This window comes from Mesorhizobium sp. DxT (genome assembly GCF_058448885.1).
In genome coordinates, this window is sequence record NZ_JBZFLJ010000004.1 from 310,487 (window position 1) to 326,633 (window position 16,147).

The 16,147-nt window shown below is 63.2% G+C and carries 15 protein-coding genes; 3 read left to right on the top strand and 12 right to left on the bottom strand.

The window, feature by feature from the left end; translation table 11 throughout:
* Positions 1-47: 47 nt before the first annotated feature.
* Both ACVJNE_RS10730 and guaA read left to right on the top strand, forming a co-directional pair.
* Entirely contained in the window at positions 48-938 is an 891-nt protein-coding gene (locus ACVJNE_RS10730) for a LysR family transcriptional regulator (RefSeq protein ID WP_499565424.1), read from the top strand.
* Positions 939-1,005: 67 nt separating this feature from the next.
* The gene (gene guaA, locus ACVJNE_RS10735) at positions 1,006-2,580 is read left to right on the top strand and encodes a glutamine-hydrolyzing GMP synthase (protein ID WP_499565426.1); all 1,575 of its coding nucleotides are present in this window, start codon (positions 1,006-1,008) and stop codon (positions 2,578-2,580) included.
* Between the two features lie 262 nt (positions 2,581-2,842).
* On the opposite strand, the gene ACVJNE_RS10740 is transcribed toward guaA, so the two are convergent.
* Positions 2,843-3,502 (bottom strand): TenA family protein, encoded by a 660-nt coding sequence (locus ACVJNE_RS10740; protein WP_499565428.1) that lies wholly within the window; start codon positions 3,500-3,502, stop codon positions 2,843-2,845.
* Position 3,503: 1 nt separating this feature from the next.
* Positions 3,504-4,346 (bottom strand): BtpA/SgcQ family protein, encoded by an 843-nt coding sequence (locus ACVJNE_RS10745; RefSeq protein ID WP_499565430.1) that lies wholly within the window; start codon positions 4,344-4,346, stop codon positions 3,504-3,506.
* A gap of 25 nt (positions 4,347-4,371) precedes the next feature.
* On the opposite strand from ACVJNE_RS10745, the gene ACVJNE_RS10750 reads away from it, so the two are divergent.
* Positions 4,372-5,268, top strand: a complete 897-nt coding sequence (locus tag ACVJNE_RS10750) for a PfkB family carbohydrate kinase (RefSeq protein ID WP_499565432.1) — start codon at positions 4,372-4,374, stop codon at positions 5,266-5,268.
* Position 5,269: 1 nt separating this feature from the next.
* Here ACVJNE_RS10750 and ACVJNE_RS10755 read toward each other — a convergent pair whose 3' ends face one another.
* From ACVJNE_RS10755 to ACVJNE_RS10800, 10 genes are all read right to left on the bottom strand, one after another.
* Complete coding sequence (locus ACVJNE_RS10755; RefSeq protein ID WP_499565434.1) at positions 5,270-6,040, bottom strand: glutamine amidotransferase; 771 nt, start codon at positions 6,038-6,040, stop codon at positions 5,270-5,272.
* Positions 6,041-6,080: 40 nt separating this feature from the next.
* On the bottom strand, positions 6,081-7,145 hold the full coding sequence (locus ACVJNE_RS10760; RefSeq protein WP_499565436.1) for a phosphotriesterase family protein: 1,065 nt from the start codon (positions 7,143-7,145) through the stop codon (positions 6,081-6,083).
* Positions 7,146-7,152: 7 nt separating this feature from the next.
* Entirely contained in the window at positions 7,153-8,151 is a 999-nt protein-coding gene (locus ACVJNE_RS10765) for an ABC transporter permease (RefSeq protein ID WP_499565438.1), read from the bottom strand.
* Complete coding sequence (locus ACVJNE_RS10770) at positions 8,148-8,954, bottom strand: ATP-binding cassette domain-containing protein (protein WP_499565439.1); 807 nt, start codon at positions 8,952-8,954, stop codon at positions 8,148-8,150. The genes ACVJNE_RS10765 and ACVJNE_RS10770 overlap by 4 nt, the downstream gene beginning before the upstream one ends.
* Positions 8,954-9,904, bottom strand: coding sequence for a substrate-binding domain-containing protein (locus ACVJNE_RS10775; RefSeq protein ID WP_499565441.1), 951 nt, complete (start codon positions 9,902-9,904; stop codon positions 8,954-8,956). The genes ACVJNE_RS10770 and ACVJNE_RS10775 overlap by 1 nt, the downstream gene beginning before the upstream one ends.
* A 40-nt stretch (positions 9,905-9,944) precedes the next feature.
* Positions 9,945-10,970 carry a LacI family DNA-binding transcriptional regulator gene (locus ACVJNE_RS10780; RefSeq protein ID WP_499565443.1) on the bottom strand — a complete coding sequence of 342 codons (1,026 nt, stop codon included), beginning with the start codon at positions 10,968-10,970 and terminating at the stop codon, positions 9,945-9,947.
* Positions 10,971-12,132: 1,162 nt separating this feature from the next.
* Positions 12,133-14,103 carry a Fe(3+)-hydroxamate ABC transporter permease FhuB gene (gene fhuB, locus ACVJNE_RS10785; protein WP_499565445.1) on the bottom strand — a complete coding sequence of 657 codons (1,971 nt, stop codon included), beginning with the start codon at positions 14,101-14,103 and terminating at the stop codon, positions 12,133-12,135.
* A complete protein-coding gene (locus tag ACVJNE_RS10790) occupies positions 14,100-14,993 on the bottom strand; it encodes an ABC transporter substrate-binding protein (protein ID WP_499565447.1) in 894 nt (297 codons plus the stop codon). The genes fhuB and ACVJNE_RS10790 overlap by 4 nt, the downstream gene beginning before the upstream one ends.
* Before the next feature lie 4 nt (positions 14,994-14,997).
* Entirely contained in the window at positions 14,998-15,798 is an 801-nt protein-coding gene (locus ACVJNE_RS10795; RefSeq protein WP_499565449.1) for an ABC transporter ATP-binding protein, read from the bottom strand.
* Between the two features lie 2 nt (positions 15,799-15,800).
* Positions 15,801-16,106, bottom strand: coding sequence for a TonB-dependent receptor domain-containing protein (locus tag ACVJNE_RS10800; protein ID WP_499565451.1), 306 nt, complete (start codon positions 16,104-16,106; stop codon positions 15,801-15,803).
* Positions 16,107-16,147: the final 41 nt, after the last annotated feature.

Here is a 16,147-nt window from a genome sequence, read left to right on the forward strand (position 1 = left end):
CATGAAAAGGAATTGCAAACGATCCAACATTAGTCTGTAATATATTTATGAGTGATATGGTTGGCTGGGACGATCAGCGCATCTTTCTCGCGGTCCTTGAGGAGGGCAGCCTTTCGGCGGCGGCGCGGCGACTCGGCCTGTCGCATCCGACCGTGCGCAGCCGTATCGAGACGCTGGAACAGCAGCTCGGCACCGTGCTGTTTACACGGTCCGTCAACGGCTTGACCCCGACTGAGACAGCCGAGGCGCTGCGAGAGCCCGCCCGCGCCATGGCCATGGCATCGGAGTTCTTCGTCAGGCAGGCGTCTGCCTCAGGTGGTGAGGCTTCAGGAACGGTGCGCATCAGCGTACCGGATTTCATGGGCATCGAGGTGATTCCGGCCATGCTCGCGCGCTTGCGCGAGGCGCATCCAGCCATCCGCATCGAGCTGTCGCTGAGCAATCTGCCAGCCGATCTGCTCGCGCAGGAGGTCGATCTGGCCGTCAGAACCGTCGCCCCCAAGCAGGACGCTCTGGTGGCGCGCAAGGTCGCGGCGATACCGCTGGGGTTCTTCGCCTCACCGTCCTATGTCGAGCGCCGCGGCCGCCCGACCAGCCTCGCTGAACTGGCCGAGCATGACGTGATCGGCCCGGACCGCAATCGCAGCGACCTGGCGATGGTCGAAAGGCTCGGCGGCCTTGCGCGAGACCGCCTGGTGCTGCGCACCGACAGCCACCCCGCCCATGTAGCGGCCGCCCGCGCCGGCGTCGGCATAGCAGTGGCGCAGGTGCCGGTCGGCGAGCGCGATCCCAACCTCGTGCGCATCTTGCCCGACCTCGACGTCATGGTGCTGGAAACCTGGATCGTGACCCACGAAAACCTCGCCCGCGTTCCGCGCGTCCGGGCTGTCTTCGATTCCCTGGTCGGGTCGTTCCGGGAAATGTCCCGATCGGTCTGACGAGGAGGCGGCATGCCGGTGACCGGCCCCCATTGCGCCGACTCGCTTCTTTCACTAAAGGCTCACCATGACCGAGACAGCCCATCCCGACACCGTCCTAATCATCGACTTCGGCAGCCAGGTGACGCAGCTGATCGCGCGCCGCGTGCGTGAGGCTGGCGTCTATTCCGAGATCGTACCGTTCCAGTTGGCCGAGGAGGCGTTCAACCGCCTTGCGCCGAAAGCGGTGATCCTTTCCGGCAGTCCTGCCTCCACCGTCGACATCGGCAGCCCACGTGCTCCGCAGGCAATCTTCGAGGCGGGCATTCCGGTGCTCGGTATCTGCTATGGCGAGCAGACCATGTGCGCGCAGCTCGGCGGCAAGGTGGAAAGCGGCCACCATCGCGAATTCGGGCGTGCCTTCCTCGATATCGAGGATGAAAGCGCCCTGTTCGAAGGCGTCTGGGCCAAGGGGACGCGCCACCAGGTGTGGATGAGCCACGGCGACCGCGTGACTGCGCTGCCGGAAGGGTTCCGGGTCATCGGCACGTCCACCGGCGCCCCCTTCGCCGCGATAGCCGACGAGAAGCGCCGCTTCTACGCCGTGCAGTTCCACCCCGAGGTTGTGCATACGCCGGACGGTGCGATGCTGCTTGCGAATTTTGTGCATCGCATCGCTGGCCTCAAGGGCGACTGGACAATGGCCGCGTATCGCGAGCAGGCCATTGCCGCGATCCGCTCGCAGGTCGGAGATGGCCGGGTGATCTGCGCGCTTTCGGGCGGCGTCGACTCCTCCGTTGCTGCGGTTCTGATCCATGAGGCGATCGGCGAACGGCTGACCTGCATTTTCGTCGACCACGGCCTGATGCGAAAGGACGAGGGCGAGCAGGTCGTCTCGATGTATCGCGAGCACTACAACATCCCGCTGGTCCACGTGCAGGCGCAGGACAGGTTCCTCGCTGCGCTCGACGGCGAGGCCGATCCCGAGAAGAAGCGCAAGACCATCGGCCGCCTCTTCATCGAGGTATTCGAGGAAGAGGCAAAGAAGCTCGAGCGCGACGGCAAGCAGGCCGAATTCCTGGCGCAGGGCACGCTCTATCCGGATGTGATCGAGAGCGTGTCGTTTACTGGCGGACCATCGGTAACGATCAAGTCGCACCACAACGTGGGCGGTCTGCCGGAACGCATGAACATGAAACTGGTGGAGCCGCTGCGCGAGCTCTTCAAGGATGAGGTGAGGGCGCTTGGCCGGGAGCTCGGTCTGCCGGACCATTTCATTGAGCGCCATCCCTTCCCGGGGCCGGGGCTCGCCATTCGTTGCCCCGGCGCGGTCACCCGCGAAAAGCTCGACATCCTGCGCGAAGCGGATGCGATCTATCTCGACGAGATCCGCAAGGCCGGGCTCTACAACGCGATATGGCAGGCCTTCGCCGTGCTTCTTCCTGTGCAGACGGTGGGCGTGATGGGCGACGGCCGTACCTACGAATACGTCTGCGCGTTGCGAGCCGTGACCTCGGTCGACGGCATGACGGCCGACTTTTACCACTACGACATGGATTTCCTCGGCCGCGCCGCCACCCGCATCATCAACGAAGTCCGCGGCATCAACCGAGTCGTCTACGACGTCACCTCAAAGCCACCCGGCACAATCGAGTGGGAATGATTCAGGCCCATCCGAAGCCGCCTATTGTACGCCACAATCCTCTATCCAAACCTCCTCACTGAAGACCCTCGTATGCGCGACGGCGGCGTCTATATTTTCGAGTAGGAGATCGGGCTTTTTCCGGAAGGAGTCGGTCGGTGCGGTTGTGGAAGGTTCGTGTGCCGAGGACATCTACCAGCTGGTGCACAGATATGTAGCGGCCATTCATCGCTCCTCGCCATGACCTCGCTCAGTCTTGGTGCGTGCCAGGCATCAATTCCGATCATCGGACTGTGAGCTCGATATAGGCAGCGTCGTGGAAGACGATCTCGAGCTGTTGCACCTCGCCGAAGATGGTGCTGAGGCGTGCGCGCTCTGCCTCTCCGATCCGGGAGCCGGCATTGTCCAACTCGGCCTTCAGCCAGAGCGCCTGCGCGGCGAAATCCTCATGCGCGTGGAGGTCCACCCATTCCCTGAGCAGCGGATCGCTGATCAAGCCTTCGCTCGCCGATCTGCCCCATGTCCAGTACATCCATTCCGCGGCGAACATGGCGGCCACCGTGTCGAGATAACTGCCGTCCCGCGCGATGGCCAGCATGCCCTGACAGAAGGCTGCCACCTCCTTAATGCTGGTGTCAAACGCCTCTGGGTCGATGCCACGCGCGGCGAACGTCTTTTCGAAATAGGCGATCTGCTGGTTGGCGAGTGCGTCGAGCACGCCGATCAGCCAGCGCTTCTGTCCAATCGTTTCAGCCTTGGCCGCCGCGTAGGCAAAGATCGAGATGGCAGTCTCCACGAAAGCGCCCTCATAGACGAGATAGCGATCGAACACCTCTCGCGGCAGGCGGTCATGCCGTATGTCCCGGACGAAACGGTGGCCGACCATCGCATTAAGGACGGCTTCGTTCTCGCGCAGGATGCGTTCTGACAGGCTCTCGCCCATCTCAGCCTTCCAGGGCCGGGCTGGCGGCCTCCACGAAAGCCTTCACGCGCGCCGGATCGACCGGTTTCCACCACACCCCACCCTCCTTAAGCGAGGAAGCGACAATGACGCCACTGGTGCGTTTGAGGATCTCGACGACATTTGACTTATCGACGCCCGACCCGACCAGCAGGGGCAGGTGCGTAGCCGCGCCGATCTCCTCGATCTCCTCGACGGTCGCCGCGTTGCCTGTCCGCTGGCCGGTCGCTATCACCGCGTCGGCATCGAAGAAGGCGAGATCGCGCGTCAGTTCCTGGATTGTGCGATCGGCGGTTATCGCGTGCGCACCGTGCTTCACATGACTGTCGGCGAAGACCTTGATGTGCTCGGCGCGCAGGAGCGAGCGATAGCGCATCGCCTCGGCTGCCCGCCCCTCCATGAAGCCCTCATTGGCGACATAGGCGTTCGCCCACTGGTTGACGCGGATGAAGCGGGCACCGCCGGCCATCGCGATTGCAAACGCGGGAATCGGTGCATTGGCAAGCACGTTCACGCCGAGCGGCACGCCGGTCGCGCGCGCGATCCGGTCGGTTACCACCGACATGAAGGCGGCGGTCTCGGGCCCGATGTCCTCGGGCTTGGAAAAGGGGATGTCGCCGTGGTTTTCGATCATCAGGCCATGCAGCCCACCGCCGATGAGGGCCTCCGCGTCGCGCATGCAGACGTCGTAGACCGCATCCATTGATGTTCCCCGGTAGCGCGGCGCGCCGGGAAAGGGCGGGCAATGGATCATGCCGATCAGCGCCTTGTCGCGCCCGAATATTTCCCTTATGGCGCTTGAGTTATTGTCGGATACCGTCTGCATTCGCCTTCCTTTCTGAAAGTCTGTCATGCGCGCCCATGTGATCGGCAACGTCGCCATAGACGAGACCATCGCCGTAACCTCGATGCCCGAGGCGGGTGCCTCGATCCTCGGCCGCGAGGAGACTCGCGACCTCGGCGGCAAAGGCGCCAACCAGGCCGTGGTGATGGGTCGGACCGGCCTTCCCACCACTCTGGTCGCCGCTGTCGGCGGCGATTTCCGTGCCGAAACGATCCGCGATCGGCTTGCCGGAGAACCGGTGGACACGCATCTCGTCGCGCTTCCAGGCCGCTCCAGCGATTTCTCCATCATCTTCACCACGCCCGACGGCGAGAACGCCATCGTCACGACGACGGACTCGGCCGAGGCGCTTTCGCTTGACCAGACCCTCGACGCAATTGCGCCCGCCCGCCCCGGCGATCTCATCGTGCTTCAGGGCAACCTCAGCGAGAAGGTCACCCGCGGCCTGCTGTTGGCGGCGAAGGAACGCGGCCTCGCCACCGCCTTCAATCCTTCGCCGTTGCGAGCCTATTTTGCCGACCTCTGGCCGCTCGTGGATATCGCTTTCCTCAACCAAGGCGAGGCCGAGCGCCTGGCTGGATCGTGTGGCGCCGAGGCCGCATCCCGCCTGATCGAAGCGGGCGTACGTCGCGTCGTGCTGACCCTCGGTGGCGACGGATCCCTGCTGGCCGGTGCCGGCACGGTCGAAGCCGTCCCCGCCGTCGTTGCAAAAGCCGTCGATACGACCGGCGCCGGGGATACTTTCATGGCGACCGCGCTTGCCTCGGCAGCCCTGCGCGGCGTCCCGCTTGATCAACGCGCCGTCGCCCATGCATCGGCTGCCGCTGCTTTGACTGTCGGTCGCCGCGGAACCCGCGCAGCCTTCCCAACCGTCCCGGAGCTGCAACACATCCTCGCCGCGTGAACTAGCGCGCCGGGGCGAGCCAGCCGAGAATGTTCTTCCAGAGCCGGCCATAGCCGTCCCACTCGCAGAAGGCTGGAGACAGCCAGTGCGGGCCGATATCCGACGTCCAGGCGGCCGTACGACCCTTGCCGAAACTGCCCGTGACGAGCAGCGCATGGCCGCCCTGGTCCTCGGGCAGTCGGGCAATAACCTCGACATCCTCGCGCTCGCGCACTTCGACCTCGTTGACACCGAGAAGGAGCGGCCACTCGCCGGAAAGCCCCGCTACGGTTGGATGGTCCGGTTCCGTCACCACGGCGGTGGAGCCTTCCGGTATCTCCACACGGTCATCATAGGGCAGGCAGGTGACGGGCAGCACATCCTCGACCGGCGTGCGTCGCCAGCGCGCCTTGCCATCGATGCCCTGGAAAGAGAAGTAGCCACCGACCATCAGCAGACCGCCGCCCTTCTCCACCCAGGCCTTGATGAGCTTGAGCCGGTTCGGCACGGTCCTCGAATGAAGCCAGACCGCCGGCGGAAGCAGGAGCGAATTCGCACCGATGTCGGAAAGGATGATTACGTCAAAGGCGGCGAGACCGGCCATGTTGAAGGGGAATTTCTCCACCGCCTCGTGAGCGGGCATGTAGGTGAGCTCATATTCACTACCCTCCAGCGCCTTCACCAGGGGTTCCGCGCCGAGGTGGAAGGTGACGCTGCCGAACTGGTCGAAGCCTTTGAAATGCGTGGCGGAGCTCACCCAGCTCTCGCCGACAAGGAGGACTTTCTTGGTCATGATCTTTCCGTTCTTTCTTCAGTCATGTTCCGTCCGCGTCTCAGGCTTTCGCCTGGAAGACCGATCGTGGATTGTCCCGCATGAGGATGCTGAGGGTCGCCTCGTCCACGCCATGTCGGCGAAGCCGGGGCAGGAAGTGGCGCAGGATATAGGCGTATCCGTTGCCGCCGTAGCGCGTCAGCATCATCTTCAGGAAGACGTCGTGTGAAAGCAGGATGCGGTCGAGATAGCCGCGCTCGATCAGCTTGACGATCGCGCGCGCGGCCTCCTCGTCGCTGGGGCATTGCACCTGCTGATCGGCATAGAAGAAATCCATGCCGATCATGTCGTATTCAATGAAGGCCCCGCGCGCCGCGAGCTCTCCTTGATAAGGAAGGTCGTCATGCGAAGGGTTCATGTGGCACAGGACCGTATGGCGCAACTCCGCGCCTTCCTGTTCGGCAATGTCGAGGACCCGGTGCCCGAGCCGAAACCAGCCCGGCAGATGTACCATCAACGGAAGCCCGGTTCGGGCCTGCGCGCGTGCCGCCCCACGGAGCGACTTTTCCTCTTCTTCCGTGAATTCCGCGGAGACACCGATCTCGCCGATAAGGCCTATGCGGATGTCGGTACCGTCCACGCCGACGGTCGCCTCCCGGACGATCTCGTCGGCGATCTGGTCGACGCTCATCATCGCGACCTTGGCCGGGTGCGAGCCGGCAAGATAATAGCCAGCGCCCATCACAATGTTCAGGCTCGAAGCTTGCGCGATGCGGCGCAGGGCGGCGGGATCGCGTCCTATGCCCTGGCAGGTCGGCTCCACCACCGTGTTTCCGCCCGCGGCCGCGAAATCCTTCAGTTCGGCTATCGCCAGGGGTTCGTCGTCCAGCGTGATGTTGTGCTTGTTGACGAAAGGATCCTGGCGCAGTTCACTGAGGATTTCGATGCAGACAAAGCTTGTCGCGAGATATTGCCGCTCCGGCGTCTTCGGCGCGTGCCACCAGCAACGGCAGTCGTTCAGGACGTGCTCGTGCATCAGCGTGACGCCGAGGGTCGAGGTTTCGATCGGCCCCGCCACCGTCATCACCTTGCCTGACCGCACATGGGCTTCGGAAAGATCGCTCATCGCGCGGTCACTTCCCGCCGCCGAGACGGAAATTGGACGTAAAGATGCGTGTATTGAGCCAGATCGCCATAAGGATGATCGCGCCTGTCACGATCTGCGTGAAGAAGGGTGAGATGTGCATCAGTATGAGACCGTTGCCGATCACCGCGATGGTCAGCGTTCCGAGGACCGTGCCCAGGATGCTGCCGCGCCCGCCCATCAGGGACGTGCCGCCGAGAACCACGGCGGCGATGACCTGCAACTCAAAACCGACAGCGGCGTTCGAAGAGCCGGAGCCAAGGCGCGCGGCGATGAGTAGACCCGCGACGGCGCAGGCGACGCCCGAGACGAGATAGACCGAGGCGACGATCCATTTGGCAGGCATGCCCACGCGCCGCGCCGCCTCCAGATTGGACCCCACGGCAACCACCTGCCGGCCATATTTGGTCGAGGCAATGACGACATATCCTATGATCGCAATCGCGGCCGCGATCAGCGCGGGCATTGGAATGCCAAGCAGTTCGCCGCGCCCGAGCGCGAGAAAGCCGGGCACGCCCGAAATCGGAATCGAGTAACCTTGCGTCAGGTATAGTGCGAAACCGCGCACGATCGACAGGCCGGCCAGCGTCACGATGAAGGCCGGGATGCCCTGATAGGCGATAAACCAGCCCTGGATCATTCCCATGCCGCCGCCAAAGGCGATCATGCCAAGCACCACGACGGGCCAGGGATAGCCCATTGCAAGGAAGATTGCGGCGAGCGCGTTGACAAGAGCGACCTGCGAGCCGACCGAAAGGTCGATGCCGCCGGTGATGATGACGAAGGTCATCGCGACCGCGACGATGAGGATCGGAGCGGCCTGGCGCACGATGTTTAGTATGTTTCCGACTGTCAGGAACGTCTCGGTGGTGATCGAGAAGAACACCAGGCAGCCGACAAAGAAGGCTGTGATCGAGAGTACCTGGGCGTGTTCGGCGAGAAAATCCGCGACCGGGGAACCGGCCGCGCGTTCCGTGTAGGCGGTCAATGGCGTTCTCCCCCGACGATGAGCTTGACGAGGTCCTCGAGATCGGTTTTGCCGATGTCGCGCTCGGCGACCTTGGTTCCCTCATACATGACGGCGATGCGGTCACAGACGCGGAAGAGGTCCTGAAGACGATGGGTGATCAGCACCACGGACACACCCTTGGCCTTGACGCGGTTGATAAGCGAAAGCACGGCCTCCACCTCGGCCACGGCGAGCGCCGACGTCGGCTCGTCCATGATGAGGACCTTGGGGTTGAAGGACGCCGCACGCGCGATGGCGATCGCCTGGCGCTGGCCGCCGGAGAGCTTCTCGACCTTGGCCGAGAGGCGGGGAATGCGGATCTCCAGAGCATCGAGCATGGCGCGCCCTTCCGCCAGCATCCTCGGCCGGTCGAGGAATGGTCCCTTCGTCGGTTCGCGGCCAAGAAACAAATTTCCCACCACGTCGACATGGTCGCAGAGGCTGAGATCCTGAAACACCATCTCGATTTGGCGGTCGCGGGCGTCCGCTGGGCCGGAAAAGCGCACTTCCTGACCATCGATCGAGATCGTGCCGCCATCAGGCAGATAGGTTCCAGAAATGATCTTGGTCAGCGTCGATTTGCCGGCGGCATTGTCGCCGACAAGGCCCAGGCATTCACCCGGATAGAGATCGAGATCGACACCGCGCAACGCCTGATGCGAGCCGAACGTCTTGCGGATGCCGCGCAGCGAGACGCGCGGCAGCGGCTCCTTCCCGCCGCCGGACTGCCGGGGGAGATTTTCTCCCCCGGCATTGGCAGCCGAATGCTGTACGCCCGACATTAGTTGAAGATCGCGCGATAAGGTTCGACATTCTCCTTGGTGACGGTCGTCACCGGCACCGAAATGGCAGCATCGACCGAACCACCTTCCGATAGCGTCTCGAGAGCTTCCACGGCGGCCGCGCCCATGGCTGCCGGATCCTGCTGGATGACGGCCGCGACATAGCCCGCATCGATGCCGGCGATCGCCTGCGCGGTCAGGTCCCAGCCGAAGATTTCGACGGAGTCCTGCTTGCCCTGGCTTTCGACCGCCGCGATGGCACCCATCAGCGCGGGTTCGCCCGTCGCATAGATCGCAGTCAGGTCGGGATTGCCGGTAATGAGGTTCTCGGCGGCGGAAAGTGCCGTGTCCTGAACGTTCTGGCCGTCGACGACGCCGGCCTTTTCGATACCTTCGGCGCCCTCGATTGTCTTCTCGAAGCCTTCCTGACGCACATTCTGGATGAAGGAGTTCAACGCGCCGACGACGCCGATCTTGGCCTTGCCGTCGCTGTTCGCCTTCACATGCTCAAGGAAGAAGGAGCCGATATCGGCGCCGGCCTTGGCGTTGTCCACACCGATCTGTGCCTTTTGCGGACCCTCGGGCAGGATCGCGTCGATTGCGACGACGGGGATACCCGCATCGTCGGCCTGCTGGACGGCGGCCATGATGCCGTTCACGTCGATAGCGACGACGGCAATCCCGTCGACCTTCTGCTGGATATAGGTCTCGATTGCGCTATTCTGCGCGGCCGGGTCATTGTTGGCGTTGAAGATGACCAGCTTGACGCCGGCTTCGTCGGCTGCCTTCTGCGCGCCCTCGTTCATCTGGTTGAAGAATAGTGCTTGCTGATTGATTTGCACGAGAGCGAAAGTCTTCTCCTGTGCAGATGCCTGGCCGAAGGTAAGGCCGGTCAGCGCGGTTGCCGCGAATGCAGCGGCGAATGTTCTGCGAGTGACGTTCCAGGTCATGAGTTGATCCTCTGGTTGGCTGATCCAAAACCGCTGCTTTTTATGGTTTCGACGGCGGTGCAACGGAGTTCCGCACGACGATTTCTATCGGCAGCAATTCCTCCCCATGGCGGGGGGGCGACTGCTGCCAGTTCGTTTCGAGAAGAAGCGCCAGCGCGCGCTGACCGATAGAGCGCACCGGCTGTCGGATTGCGGTCAGCGGCGGCGCAAACAGGTGCAGCGGCCCGACATCGTCGAAGCCGATGATGGAGACGTCCCGCGGGATCGAGACGCCTTGCGCACGCAGGACCTCGATGACGCCGATGGCGATTTCGTCCGATGAGGCGAAAATGGCTGTGGCCGGCAGGTTCTCGTCGAGGAAGCGCCGCGCCGCGATCCGGCCAAACTCGACGGTATACTCGCCTTCATACCGAAGAAGTCGCGCGTTTCCGGCGGAACTCTCCATCATTGCCTGCTCCAGCCCCTTGAAGCGGCGGAGGGTACTAATCATCGTTGACGGCCCGCCCACATACAGGACCCGGCTATGACCGTGCTCCGCCAGGTGCCGGCCTGCGAGATAGCCGCCTTGAACGTTGTCGCAGAACAGCTTCGGTACGGTCGCACCGGGCACGTCCTCGTCAACGACGACAACCTTGCCGGTGTGGTTGATCAGAGTCGCCAATTCACCGTCGTCGGGGTGGTTGGTGACGAATACAAGCCCGTCGACATGATTGCGTTCCAGCATTCGAAGATAGGCTATTTCGCGGCCCGGCCGGTTGAGCGTCGCGTACAGCGACAGCGCCTGCCCCTTGCGGTCGGCCTCCTCTTCGACGGCTGCAACCAGCGTCGCGAAGAAGGGGTTGGCAATGTCGGGCACGACGAGGCCAATCGTGTCGGAACGCCCGCGGCTGAGGCGGCGCGCATGCGGGTTCGGCTCGTATTTCAGCTCGCGGATGGCGGTTTCGATACGCTGCTTCGTTTCAGCGGGGAGCTCGAGTGAACCGTTGAGGAGGCGCGAGACCGTCGTCACCGATACGCCAGCGGCGATCGCGACATCCTTCAGGCTGGTCGCACGCTCCCTCGACATTGCCTCTCCCAAGTACATCCGCCGAATTAGTAAACCGCTTTAGTGAAGCGGTTTACTAACTAGATTACGAAAGGAGGGATGAGTCAAGCAGGACTGGACATCCCTTGATTCTTGAGCGTGTTGCGCCTGGCAGGGAGCGGCGCTATCCGGTCCAATGCCCGCGGAACTCACCACTATCCAGACAACTATGACGGCCGGTAAGCGGTCCGAGGAGCCGCACCTTGAGATGCGCTGTCTGAAAACCGAGCCTGACAAGGAGCCCCATTAGAGGCAAGCGCTGCATCGGCGCGCACGCTATCGGTCCATAAACGCGCCGGGTACCGACTTGTGGAACAAATTATCGCCCATGATGGGCGAGCGGATAGGCCCGGAATGGAAAGCCGGACTGCGACTCGTGCAAATTCCGAACAGGCACAGGGCGATTGGAATGTATATTCCCAAAGCCATAACCCAGGATTGTTATAGAAAATACATTACAGATTGCTTTCAGTCACATGAAATTATGAAATAGTGTTATCGAAGAAGCTATCCGCTGCCCGTCCTGCGGTCACCAGGTTGGCCGGCCTCTGGGGCAACCTTGACGGAGCATCCGCGAAGAGGCGCTTCACCGCCCTCAGTCGAAACGCGCCCGAACTTCCGCTTTCAGGCGCGGGCCAAGTCTGTCTAAAATCTAGTGATCCGCTTAACGTCCAGAACGGTCCGCCGGATGCCTAACCTAAGTGGTTTTTTGGCGTAGAAGGAGCAGATGTCGGATACGGTGGCGAACGATCGGCGGCGGCACGCCGCGCCAGCCGAACACGACAAATATGTCTACGCTAGAGCTACCTGGCCATCATTCGTTTTGCGCTGCGGAAAATGGCGGTCATAGGCCGGCCTGCACGGCTGCAAAAGGATCGGCGCGTTGCTCCCTACTGAGACGTTGCCGAAGCTTGCTTTTCGGCCAGGTCTGCGTCGCGGTAGTACCGACCGCTATGGCGGCAACGCGTGCCGGTTCACCGCATTGGCCGGCTGTCTGCCATACAGAACGCGATAGCTTGAATTTGAGAAACCGATAGCGGCCGGATCACAGCGACAACCCTCCAACTGGTTGACGTTGTAATCGGATGCGGCAGCATATCTCGGCAAGCTCAAGGTTATCGGCCTCGAACAGGAAAAAGCGCGATCAGCTATGCTTCACCACGCCTTTCGACAGCAGGTATATGAGATACGGTCCGCCAATCATGGAAGCGGTCAACCCGACCGGAAGCTGATACGGAAACGCAACCATACGGGCCAGCCAGTCCGACACCACCATCAGCGTAGCGCCGATCATCATCGCGCCGATGACGTGATGGCGCGCGCGGCCGAGGCCGAGCAGCCGCGCTAGATGGGGGGCGATCAGGCCAATGAAGCTGAGTGGTCCGACGAACAGGGCGGCAATCGCGGTGAGCAGCGCGGTTGTCATGATGACCGACAGTCTGGCTGCAGCAAGCGGAATGCCGAGACTGCGGGCGGCTTCGGTTCCCAGTGGAAGGATGTCGAGCCAGCGCGAGAAGAACAGGCTCGCCCCCACCAGCGGAGCCATGAAGGCGAAGGCGATTGCTGCCTGCCCGAAGTCGGCCTGGCTGGTGGATCCGGTCAGCCAGGCAAGGAGGACATAGGATTGGCTGGTGCCCATGGCTATCACCGCGGTAACGATGGCGCTGGCAACCGCCCCCGTGGCCACGCCGCCGAGCAGCAGGCGTTCGGGGCCGAAACGCCCACGCGCGGCGATCGTCAGGATTATCAGCAGCGCCCCCAGCGCGCCGGCCATCGCGCCGCCGATCTGCCATGCCAGGCCCGCTGACGCGCTGACGAGGAGAACCACGGCAAGTCCTGCACCCGATCCCGCGCCCACGCCCAGAATCTCGGGGCTGGCGAGGGGATTGCCTGTCAGCCGCTGGATCATCACACCGGCTGCAGCCAGCATGGTACCCGATGCGGCGGCGACGAGGATGCGTGGCAAGCGCCAGTGCGTCAGGTCAGCGAGCAGATCGCCGCTGGCCAGAAACCAGCCGTCGGGCCCGTTGCCTGCCAGAAGCGCTGCGATGAGGGCAAACACAAGCCCGATGACGGCGAGGCTCAGCAGTACCGCCGGTCGCGCCGCCCGATGGGAAACGACGATGGTTCTGGCAAGCATCGGCCATTCCATCATACGAAGCCGCGGCAGGATCCACAGGAGCAGCGGTCCGCCGAGAAGGGCGGTGGCGGCACCGGTCGGCAAGCGCTCTCCGCTTACGCCGGCGGTGAGCTGAACCAGCCCGTCCGTAGCCCAAAGCAGGATCGCGCCGATAAGCGGCGCGGCAACGATACGCTGCCCGAGCGTACGCGCACCGGACAGCGCGGCGAGCGCCGGCGCCGCCAGCCCGACGAAGCCGATGACGCCGACTTCGGCGACGACCGTTGTGGCGATCCAGACCGCAAGGGCGACGATGGCAAGCCGGCTTGCATGAAGCGCGAGGCCAACGCTGCGCGCCGAGGCGTCGTCGAGACCGAGGATGGCAAGTGGGCGCAGGAGCAACAGCGCCGCGCCAAGTCCGACCGCAAGGCGGCTGGCGATGACGATCGTCGGGTCCCAGCTCTGCTGGACGAGAGAACCGCCGCCCCAGATGAAAAGAGAAAACAGGTAGTCGCCATTGGCGAGGATCAGCGCAGCGCTGGCCGCATTCGCGGTCAGGGCGATCATCATGCCGGCAAGCACGACGGACACCGGCTCCAGCCCGCGCCGCCATGTCAGGGCCAGGACAATCGCCACTGCCGCGATCCCGCCGGCAAAGGCGACCAGCGATACCGACCAGGCCATCAGCATTGGCGCGTAAAGCGTGGCGACTGCCATCGCCAGTTGCGCGCCGGCCGAGATGCCAAGGGTTGACGGTTCAGCCAGCGCGTTGCGCAGCACGCGCTGGAGCAGCAGTCCGGCAAGGCCAAGCGCTGCGCCAGCCAGTACCGCCACGGTCGCGCGCGGCAGCACGGCATATTCGAGAATGACGCTCTCAAGGTGGGCAGAAGCTGGGTCGCGCCCGTTCGGCCACGCAATGTAGACCTGAAACAGGAAAAGCGCTGCAGCGAGAATTCCGAGGCCTACCCACGGCAGAATGATGCGTCTTCCGCTCATGCCGCTGGCCAGTTTCCAACAGCTGTCTGAAGCAGCCGCGCGAAGCGGCGCGCGGAGGGCAGGCCGCCGAAATGATTGACGGGGGCAATCGTGGACACGCGGTTTTCGATGACCGCCGGTAGCGCGTTCCATACCGCGTTTCGCGGCAGCGTCCGGGCCGTTTCAGGAGGGGTGGGCTCGACGATAACGATGCCGGCCTCCGGCACCCGCGCCAAAGCCTCGATGCCGACAGGCGCGGCGGCACTGTAGCTCGTCGTGTCGGTCCACGCGTTTTGCAGGCCGATCTGGGCGAGAACATCGCCGAACATGGAATCGCCGCCAAACGCCAGGAAGTGCCTTGAGTCGCCGAGGCTTATTACGAAGATCGGCCTCGTTCTGCCGGAGGCGAGCGAGGAACGCGCGCGTGCAAGCGCATCTGCGGTCGTTTCCACATATGCCTGGGCCCCGGTTTGATGGCCAAGCGCCTCCCCGAGTTTCAACGTCGAACTTTCGAGGAGGGGATAGGGCGGTGTACCGGCTTCATGAACAGGCAGGTCCAGTACCGGCGCGACCCTCTCGAGTTGCGCACGCTGATAGCTGTAGAACTGTGAAATCAGGATGAGGTCCGGCTTCACCAGCCGCAGCATCTCGAAATTGGGCGTGCCGCGCAGGCCCAGATCGTTCACGGTCGCCGGAGCCTCCGGTTCCACCACCAGCTTGCGATACTGGACCAGTTCGCTGGCAGCCACGGGCACGATGCCGAGCGCCAGGCAGGTTTCGAGAAGGGCCCAGTCGATTACCGCTACGCGCGGTGCCTGACTGGCCACGGCGGCGCGCGTCGATATAGCCACCGCGATCGCGGACAGGAATGTGCGACGGGTAAACGAGGAGGATGGAGTGCGGCCTGTCATGCGTTCAGGAGACGAAGCTCAACGGTTGTCCGGTGCCGGGATGCGGCAGGATGCCCATCGGCAGGCCGTAGAGCTTGCCGAGCGTCACGGGTTCCACGATGGCTTGCGGCGCGCCACGGGCAACGACTTCTCCATCCTTGATGGCGATGAGCTCGTCGCAATAACGCGCGGCCATGTTGATGTCGTGCAGCACGACCAGCGCGCTCAGCTCATGTTCGCGCGTCAGCATATGCACCAGCGCCAGCATCTCAGCCTGATGCGCAATGTCGAGTGCCGACGTCGGCTCGTCCAGGATCAGGCAGGACGTGTCTTGCGCAAGCATCATCGCCAGCCAGGCGCGCTGGCGTTCGCCTCCCGAAAGGCTGTCGACCAGCCGGTCGGCCAGTCCAGACAGGTCCGTGCGCTTGAGCGCGGACTCCACCTTCGCGGCATCCTGCTGGCCGAAGCGCCCGAGCGCTCCATGCCAGGGAAAACGGCCGAGCGCCACCAGTTCGCGCACCGTCATGCCTTCGGCGGGCGGCGTGAACTGGGGAAGATAGGCGATCTCGCGGGCGAGTTCGCGATCGCGAAAATCGTCCAGCGGCCTGCCGGCAAGGCGAATCTCCCCCGAACTGGGTTTCTGCTGACGGGCTATGAGCCGCACCAGTGAGCTCTTGCCGGATCCGTTCGGTCCGATGACACCGGTCATCACCCCTCGTCGCAGAGCGAGCGACACGGGTTTCAGAATTAGCACCGCACCCGCGCTGAAGGTCACATCCTTCAATTCCAGCAATGCTTCCCGGGTGCGGGCACTGTCTTTGTCCATGATTACCAGCGTGTTGACGCTTTCAACTTGAACGAGCGACCCTCACCATAGGAGCAGGTGGAGACGCCCTGGCAACTTGCCACATACGTCTTGTCGAAGACATTGGTGACGTTGAGGTCGAGGCCCCAGTTGTCGCGTTGATAGCCGAGCTTCAGATCGACGAGCGTGACGGCTGGAACCTTGAGCGTGTTCTCATTGTCCGCCCACGACGACCCGATATGCCGAACGCCCGCGCCGACTGTGATGCCGTCATAGGCGATTGTATATTTGACAAACCCACGCCTTGCTGTAGGATGTGTAATCAGCAAGGGAGGGCAGTATGAAACGCATCAGGAAATACGGGCCGAAA

Excerpts from the sequence above, each read along its gene's own strand:
- ACVJNE_RS10730 (WP_499565424.1), top strand. The coding sequence starts at position 48 with ATGAGTGATATGGTTGGCTGGGACGATCAGCGCATCTTTCTCGCGGTC.
- guaA (WP_499565426.1), top strand. The coding sequence starts at position 1,006 with ATGACCGAGACAGCCCATCCCGACACCGTCCTAATCATCGACTTCGGC.
- ACVJNE_RS10740 (WP_499565428.1), bottom strand. The coding sequence starts at position 3,502 with ATGGGCGAGAGCCTGTCAGAACGCATCCTGCGCGAGAACGAAGCCGTC.
- ACVJNE_RS10745 (WP_499565430.1), bottom strand. The coding sequence starts at position 4,346 with ATGCAGACGGTATCCGACAATAACTCAAGCGCCATAAGGGAAATATTC.
- ACVJNE_RS10750 (WP_499565432.1), top strand. The coding sequence starts at position 4,372 with ATGCGCGCCCATGTGATCGGCAACGTCGCCATAGACGAGACCATCGCC.
- ACVJNE_RS10755 (WP_499565434.1), bottom strand. The coding sequence starts at position 6,040 with ATGACCAAGAAAGTCCTCCTTGTCGGCGAGAGCTGGGTGAGCTCCGCC.
- ACVJNE_RS10760 (WP_499565436.1), bottom strand. The coding sequence starts at position 7,145 with ATGAGCGATCTTTCCGAAGCCCATGTGCGGTCAGGCAAGGTGATGACG.
- ACVJNE_RS10770 (WP_499565439.1), bottom strand. The coding sequence starts at position 8,954 with ATGTCGGGCGTACAGCATTCGGCTGCCAATGCCGGGGGAGAAAATCTC.
- ACVJNE_RS10775 (WP_499565441.1), bottom strand. The coding sequence starts at position 9,904 with ATGACCTGGAACGTCACTCGCAGAACATTCGCCGCTGCATTCGCGGCA.
- ACVJNE_RS10780 (WP_499565443.1), bottom strand. The coding sequence starts at position 10,970 with ATGTCGAGGGAGCGTGCGACCAGCCTGAAGGATGTCGCGATCGCCGCT.
- fhuB (WP_499565445.1), bottom strand. The coding sequence starts at position 14,103 with ATGAGCGGAAGACGCATCATTCTGCCGTGGGTAGGCCTCGGAATTCTC.
- ACVJNE_RS10790 (WP_499565447.1), bottom strand. The coding sequence starts at position 14,993 with ATGACAGGCCGCACTCCATCCTCCTCGTTTACCCGTCGCACATTCCTG.
- ACVJNE_RS10795 (WP_499565449.1), bottom strand. The coding sequence starts at position 15,798 with ATGGACAAAGACAGTGCCCGCACCCGGGAAGCATTGCTGGAATTGAAG.